Here is a 16,785-nt window from a genome sequence, read left to right on the forward strand (position 1 = left end):
GGTTAGTATAACAAACTAGAACGCTTATACTGTGCGTCGTTTGACTTAAACGCCTCAGCCAATTGAGCGATTAATTTTTCTTAATACGTAGTGTTTAGAAATAATGGAAGTACTCTTGTGGTAACCCCGGCTCGCCCATTCTCCTGGTTAGTCGAACATGACTCCGCCCGACACAACATCAAAAAAAGAAAGCAGTTTTTGTTTGTGACCACTGATCACTAAACTCATACTTCGTCCTTCGGACTTGTATTTACTAAGTGTCTTTGGTCTGGGCTCAACTGTCTTCGCTTCGCTCATACATGTTTCCGCCTGACACCGATATACGCAAGCAAAGCAGTTTGCTTGCTAAACGAAAACACTTTGCGCTAGTAGCGCAAAGTGTTTTCGTTTACATCGGTGTCCCCACTAGGAGTCGAACCCAGATCGAGAGGATAGAAGCCTCTTGTTTTATCCATTAAACTATGGGGACTTTTTTACAAACGTTTTACCAAAACATCCAAATTGCACATATGTCTTCCTTCTATGACAATTAGCACATCTGATTTCACATTTTTTTATTTCGGTTAAAACTGAATCCCAAGAATAATGTCCAGACAACATTTTTGCAACAGATTTAAATTTTTCGGATGGATTGATGTGATCAAACTCTAGAACTATCGGGTCCTTCTCTTCACAATCTATACACTGTCTACTAGATAAGAAATCTAGCACCTTTTCTCTGATACGAATCCTGTGCCTCTTTTGTGCAGCATATAAGTCCTCTCTTCTTTTATAGACCATACGAAAGATTATAGCACGCAGTTCTAACCTTTTTAACCAAGCGCTGAAAACCCCTTACCTTCCAGGATCGATAATCTGCGTTGGCTTTTGCTTTAAATTATCCAGTTCTACAACCTTCATTCGGTATGTATCTAATGATTCTTGTAAGTCTGTTCTGTTTATTGTAGACGCTTTTGTCATCTGGTTAAAGATGTCATCCCCTTGCGCAGACACGCTTCGAAATACAATCCACGCAGCACTGACATTAAGTATTGTCACGATAAGGCCAATGAGCATAATGATGTACCAATGCACTGCAGGCTCTGGCGTTTTGCGTAACACAGTAGCCAGATTTTCAATAGCTTTATATCGCTTTAGTCTCTTATATACGTTTGTAAAAGTTGAGGTAGCCATACTTATATAGTTTCAATAGTAGCAGCTTGTAATACAGTTACATTGAATACGCCGTTCCATGAAAAGTCTGTTGGATGTTGCGTGAGTGATACCCGTTCAAATGTAAGTGCCTTAGGGTACACTTCGAGTAACGAAAGTGTGTAAAAGACTTGCTGGAGTGTACCTGTACTACTGAGCGTTAGCTCAAGCGGAATTATACTTTCATCTTTATCGATGGCTTCTTCAACACTCACTGTGCGAACATCAATAACTGCTCCCGCGTGTTCACCAAGATTTTCGATGTCCTCAAGAAACGCTACGATTTCTTTTTCAGCAAGAAAATAGGTATTAAGTTCACCTATTTGCTCCTGCGTATCACGAACAATTCTCCGCACAGTTTGTGTATGTGCATTTTGTGTAGCAAGTATCTGTGCTTCCTCGGCCGATGCCGAAACCTGTGTCAGTGTTGCGCGCACTTCAAGGAAAAGCCATATATACATGAAACTAGATGCAAATACCGCGAAGACGCCAACGCTGACAAGAATGATGAGAAGTGTATTTGGTCGTTCGTTTTTCATATTATTTTTCGATTTCAAGCGTTACAGAAAACACAATGGTGTCACCGCCTGCTAAGTCTGATACAGGAAATGAAACGTTATAAAACGCTGAGTCGGCACGAAGTGTTTGAACAAACTCGTTAAGCGACGCCCTGTCTTTTGCTTCTCCTGAAACCCGCAGTTCAACTGGGGCATCTTTGGCACGAAACATGCTGTACGTGAAATTAGTGATGATTATATCTTGCGCGTGTACTTCCCAATCTCGCATAACATATTCAATGGCTCGTGTTGGACTAACGCCTTTGTTCGTAAGCAATTCGTCTATCTGCACATTAACCATTCGAGTCGTAGCAAGCGCGGTGTCTTTTTTTGCGACTTCACGTGTCTCACTTTGAAGTTCTTGGTACCGTATAACCTCATTCAAATCTGTTCGTGCTGAAAGATATGCCGGAATAAGTGAAACTGTTCCAATAGTTATAGCGGCAGTGAGCATAAAAGTAAGTGTGACGATTACACGCAGCCAGTAATTTCGGCGGAGTGTTTCTCTTTCTTTTTGTGGTAATACGTTTGCCATAGCTACATTACATCACGCAATAAGAGCCCCGCTGAAGCCGCAGCTTGCCATGAGATAGTTCTCGAGATTTTTGGTATATGTGTATTTAAATCGAACATGTTTCCCCATACATTTCCCACTTGCACAGGCACCTGCAACACTGCCGATACTTGTTCAGGAAGCCCTTTTAACCCCACCGCTCCACCGCAAAGAAAAATGCGCTCAATTCCTGCAATACGATTTCCTTCTTCATCTCGCCGTGTATCCCAATACCTATAGTGCCTTCTGATTTCATCGATGAGTGCGTTCGTTGTATCCGTAAGTGTTTTTTTGAGGGCTTCGTCTTCACAATCTTCAAGACCTTGCGTTCTTTTTATTTCATCCGCTTCTTCTTCTGAAACATTAAATTGAGCAATAATTGCTTCGGTCAGCACGTTTCCACCAATTTTCACTGTCGTACTAAAAATAGGTATCTGCCCGAGTGCAATGGTAATACCTGTGCGTGTGCGGCCAAAATCAATAACCATGGAAACGCTCTTTGAGCCTACTGGAATAATGGAGCGTGCAATCGACTGATCTTCTAATTCAAAGCTTTTTACCTGAAAGCCGCTGTCTTCAAATGCTTGTTTGTACGTTTCAATCACATCTTTGGGGAAAACAGTCACGCTTACTTCCGTTACATTTCCCTGCTGTCTAATAACGTCATAATTAAACACTGCGTTATCAGATGGAATTGGTGCGTGTTCGCTGAGAGAAAACTCAACGACCTGCAAAATATCTTTTTGCTTATGCGCTGTTGGTACTTCAATGGTATACAGATACGCGTGTTCTTCAGGTAGAGATACATTTGCAAAATTTCGTCCGTGTCGTTCTTTTAATTCTCGTAAAGCGTCGCTTAATTGTGCACGATCTTGTACTACACCCTCAACAACAACACCGTTTGGTAAACGAACAACATCAAAAACACGTGGCACAAGACCAGCAGATGAATACGTAGCGTCGAGATACTTTATTGACGTGTCAGAAATATCTATACCAGCAGCAGGCATGGCTAAAAACTCTGGTGGCGGAAAGAGCGCTGCAATCCTGTTTGTGTGCAGACCTTGCATATTGCATAAGTATACCATCCACCAAGAGCTCGTCAGATGTTATACACGAATTGCTATTGGAAAAACATGAAGCCTGCGAATAGTGCAAGAACAACAATCCCTGCTACGGTTGTGTAGAACCAAAACTTTCTCATGATGTGCTCTGCGTGTTGTCCAAATACTCGGGCAACGTAAGCGATAAGAAGATAGCGAGCACTACGACCAATGATTGTTGCGATTAGAAATGCGAATATGTTTGCTTTGGTGAACCCGGCAGCGAGTACTGCAACCTTAAACGGTATCGGAGTAAACGCTGCAGTTAATGTAAACACAAACACTCCTTCGTGAATCACAGTTGTAGCTTGAGCCATGTACTCGTGTAACCCATAAAAATCTACAACTCGTATCCCAACTGTATCAAAAAGAAGCCATCCTAATACGTACCCAGCGACCGCACCAAGAATGGAAGCGACTGAGGCAATGGTCGCATAACGAATCCACCGCTCTTTGTGCACAAAAACCATCGCTGCTAAAAGCGGGTCTGGCGGAATAACAAACACGCAGCTTTCGGTAAAAGAAAGCACCCCGAGCCACGCACGTGCATACACATTGTCTGCCTTTTTTGAAAACCAATCGCGACTGCTGCGTAGGTATTCTTCCATATTACTTTCCTGAAGTACCTGCGGGGACCTCTTTATCGGGATGTAATAGTGCAAACTCTTCTCCTTCTCCTAACGCGAGAAGCATTCCGTTACTCTCTACTCCCTTAATTGTTCTTGGTGCAAGATTTAAAATGTACGGTAATTGTTTTCCAACCAAATCTTCTGCCTCTCGTACGTGCGCGATACCAGAGACTATAGTTCGGGGTTCTTCTTCACCAACATCGACTGTGCATTCGATTAACTTGTCGGTTTCAGGAACTCGTTGAGCTTCTAATATCGTTCCGAGGCGAATATCAAGTTTTGTAAAGTCATCGATAGTAATAGTTTCTTTCATAGGTATGTATATTAAGCTTCGTTTTGTTTCTTATCAAGAAAACTTTGCAAAATAAGAGCGGCAGCGGCAGCATCAGCCATTGCATCTTCTGTATTTCGCTTTGCTTGAAACGTGGTTAAAAATTCTGGTTCAAGATAGACGTGTAATCCACTTTGCTCAAAGATGTCTTTAAACGCATGTGCCTGTCCCATGATGGGGTTTTCGCTTCCGTCCATCGCTAATGAGTGCCCAATTACTAGAGCTTCTACGCCATTAACTTCAATGAGCTCTTTTACTGTATCAAACAGCGCTTCGTCGTTCGGTAGTACAGAGTGTGGGAATGCTAAAGACCCCCCGTCATCTGAAAATGCCAACCCAACTTTCTTTGATCCATAATCTACGCCTAAGTATTTCATACGTCTACAATACCACTACTGTGTGGATGCGTCGTCTTCGTCCTCAGGTTCTTTTTTATCGTTCCTTTTAGCAATCGCGAAAATATAAATGATTTCGAGAATCGCCAGTGTGTTCAGCACAAGAAGCGCGACAAACCATACCTTCTCACCACGACGTGCTGCAAGCCATAGCGCCCATGCAGTCCATGGAAGTGTCCATAGTAACGACAATATAAGAATTAAAAATGTATCCCCTCCAAAAATATCTATCATATACCTACAATACTATCATAAAGACTAATTAAACCCTCCCACATATTCCCCAAGTTTTAGGCCATATGCAGCACTCCACACATCAACGTTTATGCACTCTCCGTTTTGCATTGTTACCTCTAGGTATTGATGCGGTGATATGTACCACACCAATGTCCACTTACTTTGTATGTCTTCATTCTTAAAGAACCCACTTTTAACTAACAAAATGCGTAATACGTAGTTTGCATTCGTACAGTGTACGAAACCACCCCTCTCCCACAGTTTGAAAATATTTCTTGTAAAGACTCGTGCTAGTAATGCGTACGTCTTTATTCGGTTGCCATGATACTTAGTAGTCATTAACTCATACGCTCTTGCGAGACATTCTTTTTGTGACGATGAATTCTGTAACTCCTCCACTGCACTCTGCATTGTTTTTGGTAATTTTTCTGGCATGGCTGTTTTTTATATAATTTTGTATGGTAACCAGCTTTAAATCTAACATAGTATCGTACAACGTACGTATGGACGTACGTACGTCCATACGTACGTTGTGTATCTATATTTTAGGAACGTAATCTGTTAGGATACCCCCACGGAGAGGTGGCAGAGAGGTCGATCGCACTGGTCTTGAAAACCAGAGTGCCGCAAGGTACCGAGGGTTCGAATCCCTCCCTCTCCGCAATACACTAAAACTCCCCTACTTTCGTAGGGGAGTTTTAGTGTATCTTGTCGACGGGATTCGAAAGGCGGAAGCCCGCGTGCGGGGCACGAGGAAGGGCTGAGCCCAGACCAAAAACACTTACGTAGAATTGAAGCGAAGTGAACAATTGTACTTAGTGACTGGTGGTCGAATCCTTCTTTGAATATTTATGAACAAAATACTTAGCAGAGGTGACCGAATCCCTCCCTCTCCGTATCGACATAAATAAACTTTTATGCTCTACTGCGCACAGCTTGTTCGTATTGACTCCATCTCAAATGAAAGAAAGGGTATCCTGCTATGGAAACACAGGAAAAAGAAATTATTTGGGTTCCAGAAATCTCAGAAGAAGCGCTTGATGAACTTTTCAGAAGAATCAAGCCGGTGATTAGAATAGGTGACAATCTTCACCGAGTCAAAATAAAGCGGGAAAACTTGCGTGATACCGCATATTTATGGGGAGCAAAACTAAAGTGGAGAAGACAGAAAGGTCTTACGGTCTTGTGTGACATCAATACTTTTCATTACTGGACACGTCCGCTTTTTAAACCGTCTGTAGCTGAAGTATTGGCTCAGATACCAGAAGAATTCCTCGAAAAAGTAGTAGCGTTCGAAATTGTTGCGCTTGAACCTTTCAATTCTGAGCTGGGAAAGAAAGCTTTTAACGCTGGTTGTGCTACTGCAATCACAAGGCTTTATGTTCTAACATAAGCGGTGTTGTTGACATAAACAAAAGCGTGCGACCTTTGGGACGCGCGCTTTTTTGTAACTTGATAATTACCTAGCGAGTTGCTCAGGAGACCGGTTAAAGTTTCTTTTCACATACTCTGTAATCTGTTCAACGTCCACAGTATCAAGCTCAAGTAGTCTACCCCACGAAGCAACAGCAATGTTGCTATCATTTGCTGACCGCGGTGAGACTACAGTTCTACCAGAATAGTTTCTTCCAATATCTTCGAGTTTCTGAATATCCTCTTGGCTTAAGTCTTTATATGAGATCCAAATACCTCCATGCTCAAGGTTATGGACTACATTTTCGTCGATTAATTCATCTTGGTACACACCAAAATTAACCGGGGCACCGTGCGCGCCTGATGTAGGAGGATTCGTATTGTATGGATCGTGTGTTGCACCTATGGTTATATGCCCCGCTCCCATCACGGCGACTTGTTTGCCTGGCCGTGCTTCCTCTGATTTTTCAGCGGCACTAATACCCCAATATATCAAGGCACCCAAGGCAACAAATACCACCAACCATACTGCTATTTTCTTAATTTTTTTTGAACGAATACTTCTTGCACGCTGATGCTCTTTTGCGGCTCGTTTGTTATCTATTTTTTCCTTTCTACTAAGTTGTGGTTCTTGGTTTATATTTTCTTCATTTTGCATATTGATTTTCACTTAATGACTAATCTGTTACACATACTTGCGGTTCGCTAATTTTTTTTGCAGTTGTTACAACAGCATATATGAGTAGCGCCACACCGAGAATTCCAAATTCCTCACCCCCTAATGGTAAGAACGAAATTATGCCAGCAGCACCAATAAATCCAAGTATCCATGTAAGAATGAAAGTCCCACAGGCAGCACATCCAATACCAAATATTCCACTAATCAAACCACCAACACCTGCCATTGAATTCGTCCCTCGTATGATTGTTTTTTGTTTACGAACAAAGTACGCGAACAATGAAACATTAACTCCAAACAAGATGGCGATAAGAATGGTGTATGTTGCTGACACTACTGTAAAGTTTGTCTTGATGGATTCAGATAAACTGAGAACAAGTGTGACTTTGTCACGTAACTCAATACTCGGACTCGGGAGTATCTGCCACAATAATGCGAAGTTAGGTAGCAGTACTGCAAAAGTAAAGATGAGTAACGCGATTCCTACCGAAAGGGCGATATAGAAAGGACTGCGAAATACTTTGTATATACCATCCATCATGCGTTATTTGCTATCTAAACCAATCTCTATGAGTTGTTTTACCGCTTCATAAGGTTGTGCACCAGAAAGTGGGTAGGTGGTACCGTCTGCCCCAATCACTACACTCCACGGCGTTCCGCGTCCACCAGTTTCTATAGCGTTTTGTATATCTTCCTCTATATGACTATCGTACGTACCGCTATCCAAACACTCATTGAAAGCAGCTTCATTTAGCCCAATCTCTCTTACAATCTGTGGGATAACTGTGTCCAAGTCGGTTTGATTATTCGATGGCGTCAATTCAAAAAAGCGGTCGGTAAACTGCCAAAATCCATCATTACCACCTAACTCTGCGGCACACTCAGATGCTACAGCTTCACGACGTGCTTTTACTGGATGTAGTTGGTCGAGTGGGAATTGACGATACACCCATGCAACCTCGCCACTGTCCCCGTACTCATCCATAACTTGATTCATTGTTTCGTGAAAACGCTTGCAGAATGGGCATTCAAAATCTGAATATTCAACAATCTTTACTGGGGCGTTCGGATCTCCTTTAATGTGGTCTTGTGCTGTCACGGGATTCACTGCATCCGTAGACCCATTTGCTTGTTGTTCTTGGGTATCGGCTGAAGCTTGACCAGCTGGATTGCTACTGCTGATAACCACTGCTGCTGCTACAAGCACTCCTGCGATAACTATTGCTACTGGTACTGCTAGTTGTTGTCCTTTCATATATTTTTTACTTTACATTATTTATTACTTTTTTTAATTTATCTTCAATTTCTTGAGCGATGCTTTGTAAGTCTTCGCTTTCTACCATAGACATAGCAACTGTTGGTAAAATAGAAGAAACGAAAACCTCGTCGTCCTTCTCGTACACAATAACATTACATGGTAAAAGCAGTCCTATTTCTTGTTCTGCTTGCAAGGCTGTGTGAGCAAATGGTGGATTACACGCACCTAAAATTATGTAATTACCAAAATCAACACCCAGCTTCTTTTTCAGAGTACCTTTTACATCAATTGTAGTTAATACACCGAAGCCTTCTGCTGATAGTTCCTCCGTTGTTTTTTCGACCGTTTTCTCGAAGTTTAGTGTTGATTTTTTCGTATATCCGTATGACATAGTAATTTATTGTAAGTTAATTTTTTTAAGCGTCATTGCGTTGACTACAACAATAACAGTTGAAAGACTCATGACCAAAGCTCCTATCTCAGGTCTTAAAAAGAATCCCCAAACAGCAAATACTCCAGCGGCGGCCGGAATAGCGATTATGTTGTACCCAAGCGCCCATACAAGATTTTGTATCATTTTTGAGTACACCTTTTTAGACAGTGTAATGAGACGAGCAATGTCACTTGGGTCATTGTCCATTAAAACAACATCGCCAGATTCAACCGCGACATCTGTTCCTGCACCAATTGCTACTCCGGCATTTGCTTGTGTAAGTGCAGGAGCATCGTTTACCCCATCACCAACCATGAGAACAATATTTCCCTGTTCTTGGAGATCCTTTATGTGCGTATATTTGTCCTCTGGTAACACATTCGCAAAGTAGGTATCAATTCCCAACTCATCCGATACAGCTTTCGCCACCTGCTCATTATCTCCTGTAAGCATTGCAACTTTTACCTCCATATCGTGCAGCGCTTTTATTGCTGTGTACGATTCTTTTTTTATTGCATCTGCGAGAACAATGTAACCGAGTAGTTCTTTTTTATTAGCGACAAATACTATCGTCCCATTAATAGCGTTCGGTGATTCATGGTCAAACTGCAAACTCTTAATTAGTCTCTCATTTCCAGCAAAATACTCTTCACCGTGTACCTTTGCTGTAATTCCCTGTCCTGCGATGTTCCGGAAATCAGAGATTTCCGATAATGCAATATTTTTCTCCTTTGCATGAGCTACTATTGCATGTCCAATGATGTGAGAAGAATGTTGCTCTAGAGAAGCAGCAATTTCAATAATCCTGTTTTTATCTGATTCCTCCTTTGAAACTATTTCTGTCACACCAAACTCTCCTCTTGTCAGCGTTCCTGTCTTATCGAACACAACATAATCTGTTTTTCGAATAACCTCTATTTTAGAGAGGTCTTTGATAAAAAATCCATTCTTAACTGCAAGTGATGTCGTGATTGTTGTAACAGTTGGAATAGCGAGACCAAGTGCGTGCGGACATGCAATCACTAACACTGTAATTGCGAGAGTGATGGCGAATACAAACGTTTCTCCCATGATAAGAGTCCAGACCAGTAGTGTAAGAAGTGCGGTTATTCCTGCAACAAACGTCAATATAGCTGAAGCTTTATCAGCAATTTTTTGTGATCGTGGCTTTGTTCTTCCGGCTTCTTCTATTAACTTTTGAATTTGTCCGACGGTCGAATGCTCTCCGACACGAACAAGCTCTATTGTCAGTGCTCCATCTAAACAAATCGAACCTGCCACTACTTCATCGCCTTCGTGTTTTTCTATTGGTTTTGATTCTCCACTAATAAGTGACTCATCTACGTTAGCCGACCCAGTGATTAGTATTCCGTCAGCAGGAATTTTTTCTCCTGGTTTTACAATAACTACATCTTTCTCTTGTAACTCAGCTATATCAACATCAATTTCTTTCCCATCTACAAGTTTGTGAGCTTGTTTCGGTAACAATTTAGCAACTTCTTGCAGGGCATTTCCCGCAGCTCCGCTCGATTTTGCTTCTAGATAATGACCAAACAAAAGCACCCAAACCAGCGTTGAAATTTCAAGATAAAATTCAACCTCAAGAACTACGATAAACGTAGAGGCGACAGAAAATAAGTACCCTGCGCCAACAGCAAGTGATACGAGAGTCATCATGCCGTACTGTCTCGCTTTTATCTCATGCCACGCGTGTTTGAAAAACACCAGCGCAAATCCAAAAATAATAGTAGCGATAATAAATTGAATCCACTTCCCTAATCCCAGCTCTCCGATACCGAGCAAACCAGCAATAAACTCATTGGTAAGAGCTAATGGAAGTAATAAGAAAGTAACAATCCAGAACCTTTTTAGGTAAGAACTCGCTGACCCATGATCCATTCCATGTCCGCCATGACTCGCATGTGAAGAACTTTTCTCTTTGTGGTTAATGTGTGAAGAGTGATCCATACGCATTAGATTCCTATTCTGTCTTCACTACTAACGCCTTAATTCGTACCTCTAGCTCTGGCGTAGCGCTCGCGTTTGTCTTTAAAAATACAGATCGTTGCGCAAGCCCTGTTCCTGAAGGACCGTGGGCTAGTGGATCATAGATAACAGTCAACTCTTTCGTCTCTCCGGCAAGTATAACAAACTCCTTATTCATTTCTTCGTGCATACCGAAGCTAATCCCTCCAAGTGCAGCGTTAGTACAACCGCAACTGGTTGTGCCTTCTGTAACTACAACGTCATCCGGGCCCCCATTTGTTAGGGCAAAAGTTGTGGTAACTACTCCACTGAATATATCTACTTCACCAAAGTCGTGCATCTGCCTATCGACAGTCAACAGTGAAGAGCTTGTAGTTTGTTTACTCTCTACTGTTTGGTTTGTACCATCCGACAAGAGCATAATGCCTCCTCCGACTAGAAGAGCTCCTATGAGTATAAGTAATGCAGTATTTGTTTTCATAATTTATATATATGTTACCTATTCGCCTTCTAAGATATCAACCGTGATTTTCACTTCTGCCTCAAGATTGTTTGGGTCATTTGTTGGAATAAAAATAGTTCTAGTTAACTTATCTGAAGGCTCCTTATGAAAGTCGGGGTCAAAGTAAACGGTCAGAATAGCCGCATCACCAGGTGCAATATTTTCATTCGATATCTCTGCTGTGGTGCAGCCACAACTAGTACTTAGTTCGCCAATATTAAGGAGACTTTTCCCAGTATTTCTCACCGTAAAGGTAGTTTGAAGAATTCCTTGAGATTGGGGAACATCGCCAAAATCGTGCACTGCGCGATCAAAGGATATGCGTGCATCAGAATCGTTTACCGAAGTAATATTTGAGTCAGTGCCGTCATACTCCCCAGTTTCAGTGAATGGATACTTATCTTCTTGCCAGTGCACCATACCACCTGCGACACTGGTGATATTTGTATAGCCAAGAGAGTTCATAATGTCATATGCTTGTTTGCTGCGAGCGCCACTACGGCAATATATGATTATTTCTTTGTCCTTTGCGTTATCCCCAAGATTAATGCCGGCAAGTGTATTCGCTGAAAGTTCTCCGACCGGAAGGAGTAGTGCGTTCTCTAAATGAACTTCTGCATATTCTTCTGGAGTTCTTACATCAAGAAGCACGATATCTTTATTCCTTCTAATTTTTTCTACGACATCTCGTGGGCTCATTTCATAGCTATCTACGTAATCTGTATGGTACTCATCATGACCAAACATCATATCCATCATTCCACCATATTCATGTTCATCGTGGTCATGATCGTGATTATGGCCAGTATGAAATCCTATGTGTGTGACATTATTTAAGAAGAAGAATCCTAGAATAATAACGAGGATAGAAATAAGTACCGTCGTAAATACATTGGAATTGTTCATAATTATTTCTTTAATTTATATACTTTCAAAATTTCAGTCACTGCTTTCTTCTGTTCACCTGTTTTAATCTGGGTAATAACACAAGAAGACAGGTGCTTCTCTAGTAACACATCCTCAACTCCCCTCAAGGCATTACGAATGGCAGACGTCTGAGTAATAACGTCAATGCAGTATGTATCTTCTTCCACCATTCTTTGGAGACCCCTGATTTGGCCTTCAATTCTCTTTAGGCGATTGTTCACTAATTTCTTATCAGCTTTCACAAATTCCATTATACCCCATAGGGGTATAATGACAAACGATCAATTGTGTCTGTATTATATAGAGCGTGTGAGGGCTTTTACTACTCTTCTTCTCCTAACCGGAAAAATCGTCTTTTCAAACCAACCCAGAGCAAGTGCAGAGCACCGAGCGTAAGCACCACAAGCTCTGCGTAAAACATCCACGCTTTGCTTATCATAACTCCAGCAACAGAGGCACTCGCAGCTGCTATTTGATGTTCCCGTTTTTTACTTTCTTCTGCTGTTTTAATTTCATTTTCAAACCCTTCAACGGCAGGAAGTGACTCAGACCGCTCTATTTCTGCAAGCGCAGCACGTTGCGTTTCTTCATACTCTCGCAATACTTCAGCAGTTTTCTTTCGAGTGTTTTCGATTGACTCAAATGTTGTTGCCACTACTCCTTTTTCTTTCTCTTGCTCAGTATCCTCAGGAGCACTTTGTTCTTCTAATTTTGTACGTGGTGCTCGGCTCACTATCTTGTCTAATAACACCTTTCCTGATTCAGTAACATCAAAGGAGGTTTTAGGAAGTATATTTTTAATCAGCGGTTCACTATCTTCGCTATCGTTAATGCCATCATTATCGTCATCTGGATCGGTAGTATTTTGTATACCATCTCCATCAGTGTCCGCTACCACAAAAATAGTGCGCTCTGCGAGCTCAGTGTTTGTAATTTCACTACTATTACCTGCAGTAAAACTCATATGTATCGTGTGGCTGCCGACACCAAAGGCGTACGGGATGCCCACCCTTTTTATATCTCCTTTTCCAATAGTTACTTCAGTGGCCTTTACCGCCTCTCCGTCAACAACAAGCGTTGCAATACCTTGTATTTGTTCGTCAGTTTGATTATGCAACACTGAATATACGGTTGTTTCTCCAAAATTCGTTATTGGGTCAGTTGAAAACCACAACCCATTTACCAACCCGGCAGTTGTTGCGGCAGAAGCAGTTGTTGCAGTGGCAAGAAACAGTACGATGAGACTAATGTAACAAAACTTATACATATTCTTTAATATACCTCATGATAACATCTGCAAGCTTACGACTATCATGACGAATGAATGAGCGTGTGTGTGCAAGAGCATCGCCCGTGCCACCTTCTGTTGTTTTTTCATTGAGGAAATCCTCTCCAATAATACGTGTGGTGTTTTTGTGAGTATCACATGATACAAACATCCCCTTTCCTTCTTGTTCTTCATATCGCCGTGCCAACTCTTCGCTCGGTTCTGCAGTATTACATACAAGCACATCGATACTTCTCCCACGTAAGTGTTTTTCAACTGTTGTTGCGTAGGTATGTGCACTAAATCCACCGGTGAGCCCTTTTTTGTTGGTAACGTTTGCTACAACTGCGATATGTGCTGATGTGTCGCGTAATGATTGTGAGATACCTTCTACAAGTAGGTTGGGAATAATGCTCCCGTGCACATCACCCGGACCAATCACTACGAGGTCTGCTTTTGTAATTGCTTCAAGTGCTTCAGCTGAAGCAGTAACTGGGTACGCGAGCGAAATCTCTCTTACGCCATGTTCGCGCACGCGCTCATCATCATCAAGATAACTCTCCCCTTCAAGAACGACACCATTATTCAATTCTACCAGTAAGCGCATGTCTCCCTCCGTAACTGGCAGTACCCGTCCATATACATTGAGAATCTTTCCTGCAACTGCAACTGCTTTTGGAAAACTACCTGTTATCTTTTCAAGTGCAGAAAGAAATAAATTACCGGCGTTGTGTCCTTTTATATCACCATGCAAAAATCGATAGCTAAATAGCTCTCGCACTTCAGGAGTTGCTCGAGCAAGCGCGGCAAGGCATTGCCGCACATCACCTGGCGGCAACACTCCTAAATCATCGCGCAGCACTCCGGTCGAACCCCCGTCATCAGCCATGCTAACAATCGCTGATATGTGTATAGGAAATTCCTTAAGACCAGACAAAAGTACGAAGCTGCCCGTTCCTCCTCCGATAGTTACTATGCGTGGCTGTCGGCTATTTTTTGTTGTTTCCATAGCTATGCATCTAATCTTATTGAATAGAAAGCAGTATGTCGATACAATGCATTGTATGAAACGTGGTTTTACGATTATTGAGCTGCTTGTAGTCATGGCAATTATTGGCATGCTTGCATCAATAATGTTTGTTACATTCTCAACACTCCAGGCAAAATCACGTGACACTCGTAGAGTAGAAGACGTTCGAGAATTACAAAAAGCGCTTGGGATGTATTATATTGAAGGCAACCAATTCCCTATTTCTGCCTCGGCAGTAAACATTACAGGTTCTGATCCTGTGTCAACGACACTTATAAATAATGGGGTGATTTCAGGAATTAGTGGCGATCCCGTAAGCCCAACGTACGATTATACTTACCAAACATCTGGTCCAGGTAACTACACTATTACCTTCTGTCTCGAAACTGATTCAATACAAAAATATGTTCAAGGATGTACCAACACAGTTTCTAATTAGCAGTAGTGTCACATACGTATCATGCCACAAAACATCGTTTGGAAAGCATACGAACACTCCCACACAGATAAAGGATCTGACTGGTTTTGGGCGCTTGGAATCGTTGCCTTTTCGAGTGCCTTAGTTGCGGCTCTTTTTCAAAACTTCCTCTTTGCCCTTTTAATTCTTGTGGGTGCATTTACGCTTGCCCTTCTTTCGGCTCGCCCTCCTCGAGAACTTGAATTTGCACTCACCCCCCAAGGAGTACGTATAGACAATGCGCTCTATCCATACCAAATGCTTATATCGTTTTGGATTAAAGACAGAGAAACTGACCACGCAGAACTCATCATTGACGCACGTAAATTTATGACGCCTCACCTTATTGCCTCTTTGGAAGATACAGATGTTGAATCAGTACAAGCGTACCTTGAACAGTTTCTTCCAGAAGAAGAGCTTGAAGAACCCTTTGTGCAACGCATCTTAGAGAGATTTGGTTTCTAATAACTGGTAATACACCAGTAATTTTGTATAGTAGTGCCTACTTATACCTATTGTGTATAAGGGTCGCACCACAAGAGTACTTCCATTATTTCTAAGAGCATAGCTCTAAGAAAAATTGGTCGCACCACCAAGGCACTTCTTGTTTTGTAAACAAAACAAAGTCGCTCCCGTAGTTCAATGGATAGAATACAGGTTTGCGGAACCTGAGATCTAGGTTCGACTCCTAGCGGGAGCACTAGAAAACCAAGACCGTAACGCGATTAAGCGTTACGGTTTTTGGGTTTCTTGATTCAGCTAGGAGTCGAAAGACGGAGGCGGTATACAAGACGAGTGAAACGAGTGCTTGTCGCCGAGTCAAGGCAGGAGCCACTTAGGAGCGGAGCGAGTTAGTGAGCTGCGCCGACTCCTACGTAAAAGTGTGAAAATTATACTTAGTGATTCGTGACCACAAAGGTAATTAAAAAACCGCCCAATTGGGCGGTTTTTATGCTACGTTTGCAACATCACGAGCAATCTTAGCTTTCTTTCGTGATGCGTTGTTTTTCTTTATAATTCCGCGTTTTGCTGCCTTATCAATTGCTTTGTATGCCTTTGGAAGAAGCTCCTCGGCGGTCTTTTTTTCTTTTTTACCAACAAGAGTAGCAATTTCTTTCATTGCCTCTTTCATAGCGCGAAGACGACGTACGTTGAAAACACGACGGGCTTCCGCTTGTATAACTGACTTCTTTCCTGATTTCGATGTTGCCATGAATGGGCAATATACTGTATTTATCTACGAAACGCAATGCTCGTGGTATGATTTGTTCAATGATTATACAGTTACGCGGCACAGTAGTGGGAAAAGACCCTGAATACATAATTCTCGACGTAAGTGGCGTTGGCTATAAAGTATTTGTTACTCCAGAAACATTAGCTCATACTCCAGAGGATAAAGAAGCAGCAGTATGGACACATCTAGCTGTTCGAGAGACATCACTTGATATTTATGGATTCCTTAAACGAGAAGACATGCTTTTCTTTGAACTCCTCATCGGAATTTCAGGTGTTGGTCCAAAGTCTGCCCTATCCATACTTAGTCTTGCTGATGTCACGACTCTCACCAGTGCGATTTCCCAAGGAGATACTTCATACCTCACAAAGGTTTCTGGCATTGGTGCCAAGAGTGCTCAAAAAATAGTACTTGAGTTAAGTGATAAGGTAGGAGCACTAAGCGAAAACCCGTCACTGAAAGAAGATGCAGACGCAATTGACGCTCTCACCGCAATGGGGTACTCGGTGTCAGAAGCGCGAACCGCGCTTAAAGCTGTTCCAAAAGATGTCGAAGGTGCTAACGCACGCTTAAAGCAGGCATTAAAAGCGCTCGCTCAGTAAT

The 16,785-nt window shown here is 42.0% G+C and carries 24 protein-coding genes and 3 tRNA genes; 6 read left to right on the plus strand and 21 right to left on the minus strand.

The window, feature by feature from the left end; translation table 11 throughout:
• Window positions 1-397 precede the first annotated feature (397 nt).
• The 10 genes from JXR01_02365 to JXR01_02410 form a co-directional block, all read right to left on the minus strand.
• Window positions 398-469 (minus strand) — tRNA-Arg (locus JXR01_02365).
• A gap of 365 nt (window positions 470-834) precedes the next feature.
• Entirely contained in the window at window positions 835-1,173 is a 339-nt protein-coding gene (locus JXR01_02370; protein ID QSH39130.1) for a hypothetical protein, read from the minus strand.
• A 2-nt stretch (window positions 1,174-1,175) separates the two neighbouring features.
• The gene (locus JXR01_02375; GenBank protein ID QSH39131.1) at window positions 1,176-1,730 is read right to left on the minus strand and encodes a hypothetical protein; all 555 of its coding nucleotides are present in this window, start codon (window positions 1,728-1,730) and stop codon (window positions 1,176-1,178) included.
• 1 nt (window position 1,731) lies between these two features.
• Window positions 1,732-2,283, minus strand: coding sequence for a hypothetical protein (locus JXR01_02380; GenBank protein ID QSH39132.1), 552 nt, complete (start codon window positions 2,281-2,283; stop codon window positions 1,732-1,734).
• A 2-nt stretch (window positions 2,284-2,285) separates the two neighbouring features.
• Window positions 2,286-3,371, minus strand: coding sequence for a pilus assembly protein PilM (gene pilM, locus JXR01_02385; protein QSH39133.1), 1,086 nt, complete (start codon window positions 3,369-3,371; stop codon window positions 2,286-2,288).
• 53 nt (window positions 3,372-3,424) lie between these two features.
• On the minus strand, window positions 3,425-4,012 hold the full coding sequence (locus JXR01_02390) for a DedA family protein (GenBank protein QSH39134.1): 588 nt from the start codon (window positions 4,010-4,012) through the stop codon (window positions 3,425-3,427).
• Window position 4,013: 1 nt separating this feature from the next.
• Entirely contained in the window at window positions 4,014-4,346 is a 333-nt protein-coding gene (locus JXR01_02395) for a methionine--tRNA ligase subunit beta (protein ID QSH39135.1), read from the minus strand.
• Between the two features lie 11 nt (window positions 4,347-4,357).
• The gene (gene ruvX / locus JXR01_02400; GenBank protein ID QSH39136.1) at window positions 4,358-4,741 is read right to left on the minus strand and encodes a Holliday junction resolvase RuvX; all 384 of its coding nucleotides are present in this window, start codon (window positions 4,739-4,741) and stop codon (window positions 4,358-4,360) included.
• Window positions 4,742-4,756: 15 nt separating this feature from the next.
• Window positions 4,757-4,993 (minus strand): hypothetical protein, encoded by a 237-nt coding sequence (locus JXR01_02405; GenBank protein ID QSH39137.1) that lies wholly within the window; start codon window positions 4,991-4,993, stop codon window positions 4,757-4,759.
• 24 nt (window positions 4,994-5,017) lie between these two features.
• Window positions 5,018-5,431 (minus strand): hypothetical protein, encoded by a 414-nt coding sequence (locus JXR01_02410; GenBank protein ID QSH39138.1) that lies wholly within the window; start codon window positions 5,429-5,431, stop codon window positions 5,018-5,020.
• Between the two features lie 141 nt (window positions 5,432-5,572).
• Between JXR01_02410 and JXR01_02415 the strand changes: the two genes are divergently transcribed.
• Window positions 5,573-5,657: transfer RNA gene (locus JXR01_02415), tRNA-Ser, on the plus strand.
• A gap of 321 nt (window positions 5,658-5,978) precedes the next feature.
• On the plus strand, window positions 5,979-6,389 hold the full coding sequence (locus JXR01_02420) for a hypothetical protein (GenBank protein QSH39139.1): 411 nt from the start codon (window positions 5,979-5,981) through the stop codon (window positions 6,387-6,389).
• 66 nt (window positions 6,390-6,455) lie between these two features.
• Here JXR01_02420 and JXR01_02425 read toward each other — a convergent pair whose 3' ends face one another.
• From JXR01_02425 to JXR01_02470, 10 genes are all read right to left on the minus strand, one after another.
• Complete coding sequence (locus tag JXR01_02425; protein ID QSH39140.1) at window positions 6,456-7,067, minus strand: DUF3105 domain-containing protein; 612 nt, start codon at window positions 7,065-7,067, stop codon at window positions 6,456-6,458.
• A gap of 19 nt (window positions 7,068-7,086) precedes the next feature.
• Window positions 7,087-7,629, minus strand: a complete 543-nt coding sequence (locus JXR01_02430) for a hypothetical protein (GenBank protein QSH39141.1) — start codon at window positions 7,627-7,629, stop codon at window positions 7,087-7,089.
• A gap of 3 nt (window positions 7,630-7,632) precedes the next feature.
• The gene (locus tag JXR01_02435; protein ID QSH39142.1) at window positions 7,633-8,343 is read right to left on the minus strand and encodes a thioredoxin domain-containing protein; all 711 of its coding nucleotides are present in this window, start codon (window positions 8,341-8,343) and stop codon (window positions 7,633-7,635) included.
• A gap of 7 nt (window positions 8,344-8,350) precedes the next feature.
• The gene (locus JXR01_02440) at window positions 8,351-8,737 is read right to left on the minus strand and encodes a DUF302 domain-containing protein (GenBank protein QSH39143.1); all 387 of its coding nucleotides are present in this window, start codon (window positions 8,735-8,737) and stop codon (window positions 8,351-8,353) included.
• 6 nt (window positions 8,738-8,743) lie between these two features.
• Window positions 8,744-10,747, minus strand: a complete 2,004-nt coding sequence (cadA, locus tag JXR01_02445; GenBank protein ID QSH39144.1) for a cadmium-translocating P-type ATPase — start codon at window positions 10,745-10,747, stop codon at window positions 8,744-8,746.
• 13 nt (window positions 10,748-10,760) lie between these two features.
• Window positions 10,761-11,246 (minus strand): DUF1573 domain-containing protein, encoded by a 486-nt coding sequence (locus JXR01_02450; GenBank protein ID QSH39145.1) that lies wholly within the window; start codon window positions 11,244-11,246, stop codon window positions 10,761-10,763.
• An 18-nt stretch (window positions 11,247-11,264) separates the two neighbouring features.
• Window positions 11,265-12,173: a DUF1573 domain-containing protein gene (locus JXR01_02455; GenBank protein ID QSH39146.1), complete on the minus strand. Its 909-nt coding sequence runs from the start codon at window positions 12,171-12,173 to the stop codon at window positions 11,265-11,267.
• A 2-nt stretch (window positions 12,174-12,175) separates the two neighbouring features.
• Window positions 12,176-12,445 (minus strand): metal-sensitive transcriptional regulator, encoded by a 270-nt coding sequence (locus tag JXR01_02460; GenBank protein QSH39147.1) that lies wholly within the window; start codon window positions 12,443-12,445, stop codon window positions 12,176-12,178.
• Between the two features lie 71 nt (window positions 12,446-12,516).
• Complete coding sequence (locus JXR01_02465) at window positions 12,517-13,461, minus strand: hypothetical protein (GenBank protein QSH39148.1); 945 nt, start codon at window positions 13,459-13,461, stop codon at window positions 12,517-12,519.
• The gene (locus tag JXR01_02470; GenBank protein ID QSH39149.1) at window positions 13,454-14,470 is read right to left on the minus strand and encodes a YvcK family protein; all 1,017 of its coding nucleotides are present in this window, start codon (window positions 14,468-14,470) and stop codon (window positions 13,454-13,456) included. The genes JXR01_02465 and JXR01_02470 overlap by 8 nt, the downstream gene beginning before the upstream one ends.
• 55 nt (window positions 14,471-14,525) lie before the next feature.
• Between JXR01_02470 and JXR01_02475 the strand changes: the two genes are divergently transcribed.
• The 3 genes from JXR01_02475 to JXR01_02485 all read left to right on the plus strand — a co-directional run bounded on the left by JXR01_02475 (window position 14,526) and on the right by JXR01_02485 (window position 15,648).
• Window positions 14,526-14,930, plus strand: a complete 405-nt coding sequence (locus tag JXR01_02475) for a prepilin-type N-terminal cleavage/methylation domain-containing protein (protein ID QSH39150.1) — start codon at window positions 14,526-14,528, stop codon at window positions 14,928-14,930.
• A gap of 21 nt (window positions 14,931-14,951) precedes the next feature.
• Window positions 14,952-15,413, plus strand: coding sequence for a hypothetical protein (locus tag JXR01_02480; protein QSH39151.1), 462 nt, complete (start codon window positions 14,952-14,954; stop codon window positions 15,411-15,413).
• 163 nt (window positions 15,414-15,576) lie between these two features.
• Window positions 15,577-15,648 (plus strand) — tRNA-Arg (locus tag JXR01_02485).
• Between the two features lie 249 nt (window positions 15,649-15,897).
• Here JXR01_02485 and rpsT read toward each other — a convergent pair.
• Entirely contained in the window at window positions 15,898-16,161 is a 264-nt protein-coding gene (gene rpsT / locus JXR01_02490; protein QSH39152.1) for a 30S ribosomal protein S20, read from the minus strand.
• Window positions 16,162-16,220: 59 nt separating this feature from the next.
• Here rpsT and ruvA point away from each other — a divergent pair, with 59 nt between their 5' ends.
• A complete protein-coding gene (ruvA, locus tag JXR01_02495; GenBank protein ID QSH39153.1) occupies window positions 16,221-16,784 on the plus strand; it encodes a Holliday junction branch migration protein RuvA in 564 nt (187 codons plus the stop codon).
• Window position 16,785 lies beyond the last annotated feature (1 nt).

It is taken from the genome of Candidatus Kaiserbacteria bacterium (assembly GCA_017134395.1).
GTDB lineage: Bacteria > Patescibacteriota > Minisyncoccia > Phycocordibacterales > UBA2100 > UBA2100.

Coding starts and splice junctions, on each gene's coding strand:
- JXR01_02370 (QSH39130.1), bottom strand. CDS start 1,173: ATGGCTACCTCAACTTTTACAAACGTATATAAGAGACTAAAGCGATAT.
- JXR01_02375 (QSH39131.1), bottom strand. CDS start 1,730: ATGAAAAACGAACGACCAAATACACTTCTCATCATTCTTGTCAGCGTT.
- JXR01_02380 (QSH39132.1), bottom strand. CDS start 2,283: ATGGCAAACGTATTACCACAAAAAGAAAGAGAAACACTCCGCCGAAAT.
- pilM (QSH39133.1), bottom strand. CDS start 3,371: ATGCAAGGTCTGCACACAAACAGGATTGCAGCGCTCTTTCCGCCACCA.
- JXR01_02390 (QSH39134.1), bottom strand. CDS start 4,012: ATGGAAGAATACCTACGCAGCAGTCGCGATTGGTTTTCAAAAAAGGCA.
- JXR01_02395 (QSH39135.1), bottom strand. CDS start 4,346: ATGAAAGAAACTATTACTATCGATGACTTTACAAAACTTGATATTCGC.
- ruvX (QSH39136.1), bottom strand. CDS start 4,741: ATGAAATACTTAGGCGTAGATTATGGATCAAAGAAAGTTGGGTTGGCA.
- JXR01_02405 (QSH39137.1), bottom strand. CDS start 4,993: ATGATAGATATTTTTGGAGGGGATACATTTTTAATTCTTATATTGTCG.
- JXR01_02410 (QSH39138.1), bottom strand. CDS start 5,431: ATGCCAGAAAAATTACCAAAAACAATGCAGAGTGCAGTGGAGGAGTTA.
- JXR01_02420 (QSH39139.1), top strand. CDS start 5,979: ATGGAAACACAGGAAAAAGAAATTATTTGGGTTCCAGAAATCTCAGAA.
- JXR01_02425 (QSH39140.1), bottom strand. CDS start 7,067: ATGCAAAATGAAGAAAATATAAACCAAGAACCACAACTTAGTAGAAAG.
- JXR01_02430 (QSH39141.1), bottom strand. CDS start 7,629: ATGATGGATGGTATATACAAAGTATTTCGCAGTCCTTTCTATATCGCC.
- JXR01_02435 (QSH39142.1), bottom strand. CDS start 8,343: ATGAAAGGACAACAACTAGCAGTACCAGTAGCAATAGTTATCGCAGGA.
- JXR01_02440 (QSH39143.1), bottom strand. CDS start 8,737: ATGTCATACGGATATACGAAAAAATCAACACTAAACTTCGAGAAAACG.
- cadA (QSH39144.1), bottom strand. CDS start 10,747: ATGGATCACTCTTCACACATTAACCACAAAGAGAAAAGTTCTTCACAT.
- JXR01_02450 (QSH39145.1), bottom strand. CDS start 11,246: ATGAAAACAAATACTGCATTACTTATACTCATAGGAGCTCTTCTAGTC.
- JXR01_02455 (QSH39146.1), bottom strand. CDS start 12,173: ATGAACAATTCCAATGTATTTACGACGGTACTTATTTCTATCCTCGTT.
- JXR01_02460 (QSH39147.1), bottom strand. CDS start 12,445: ATGGAATTTGTGAAAGCTGATAAGAAATTAGTGAACAATCGCCTAAAG.
- JXR01_02465 (QSH39148.1), bottom strand. CDS start 13,461: ATGTATAAGTTTTGTTACATTAGTCTCATCGTACTGTTTCTTGCCACT.
- JXR01_02470 (QSH39149.1), bottom strand. CDS start 14,470: ATGGAAACAACAAAAAATAGCCGACAGCCACGCATAGTAACTATCGGA.
- JXR01_02475 (QSH39150.1), top strand. CDS start 14,526: ATGAAACGTGGTTTTACGATTATTGAGCTGCTTGTAGTCATGGCAATT.
- JXR01_02480 (QSH39151.1), top strand. CDS start 14,952: ATGCCACAAAACATCGTTTGGAAAGCATACGAACACTCCCACACAGAT.
- rpsT (QSH39152.1), bottom strand. CDS start 16,161: ATGGCAACATCGAAATCAGGAAAGAAGTCAGTTATACAAGCGGAAGCC.
- ruvA (QSH39153.1), top strand. CDS start 16,221: ATGATTATACAGTTACGCGGCACAGTAGTGGGAAAAGACCCTGAATAC.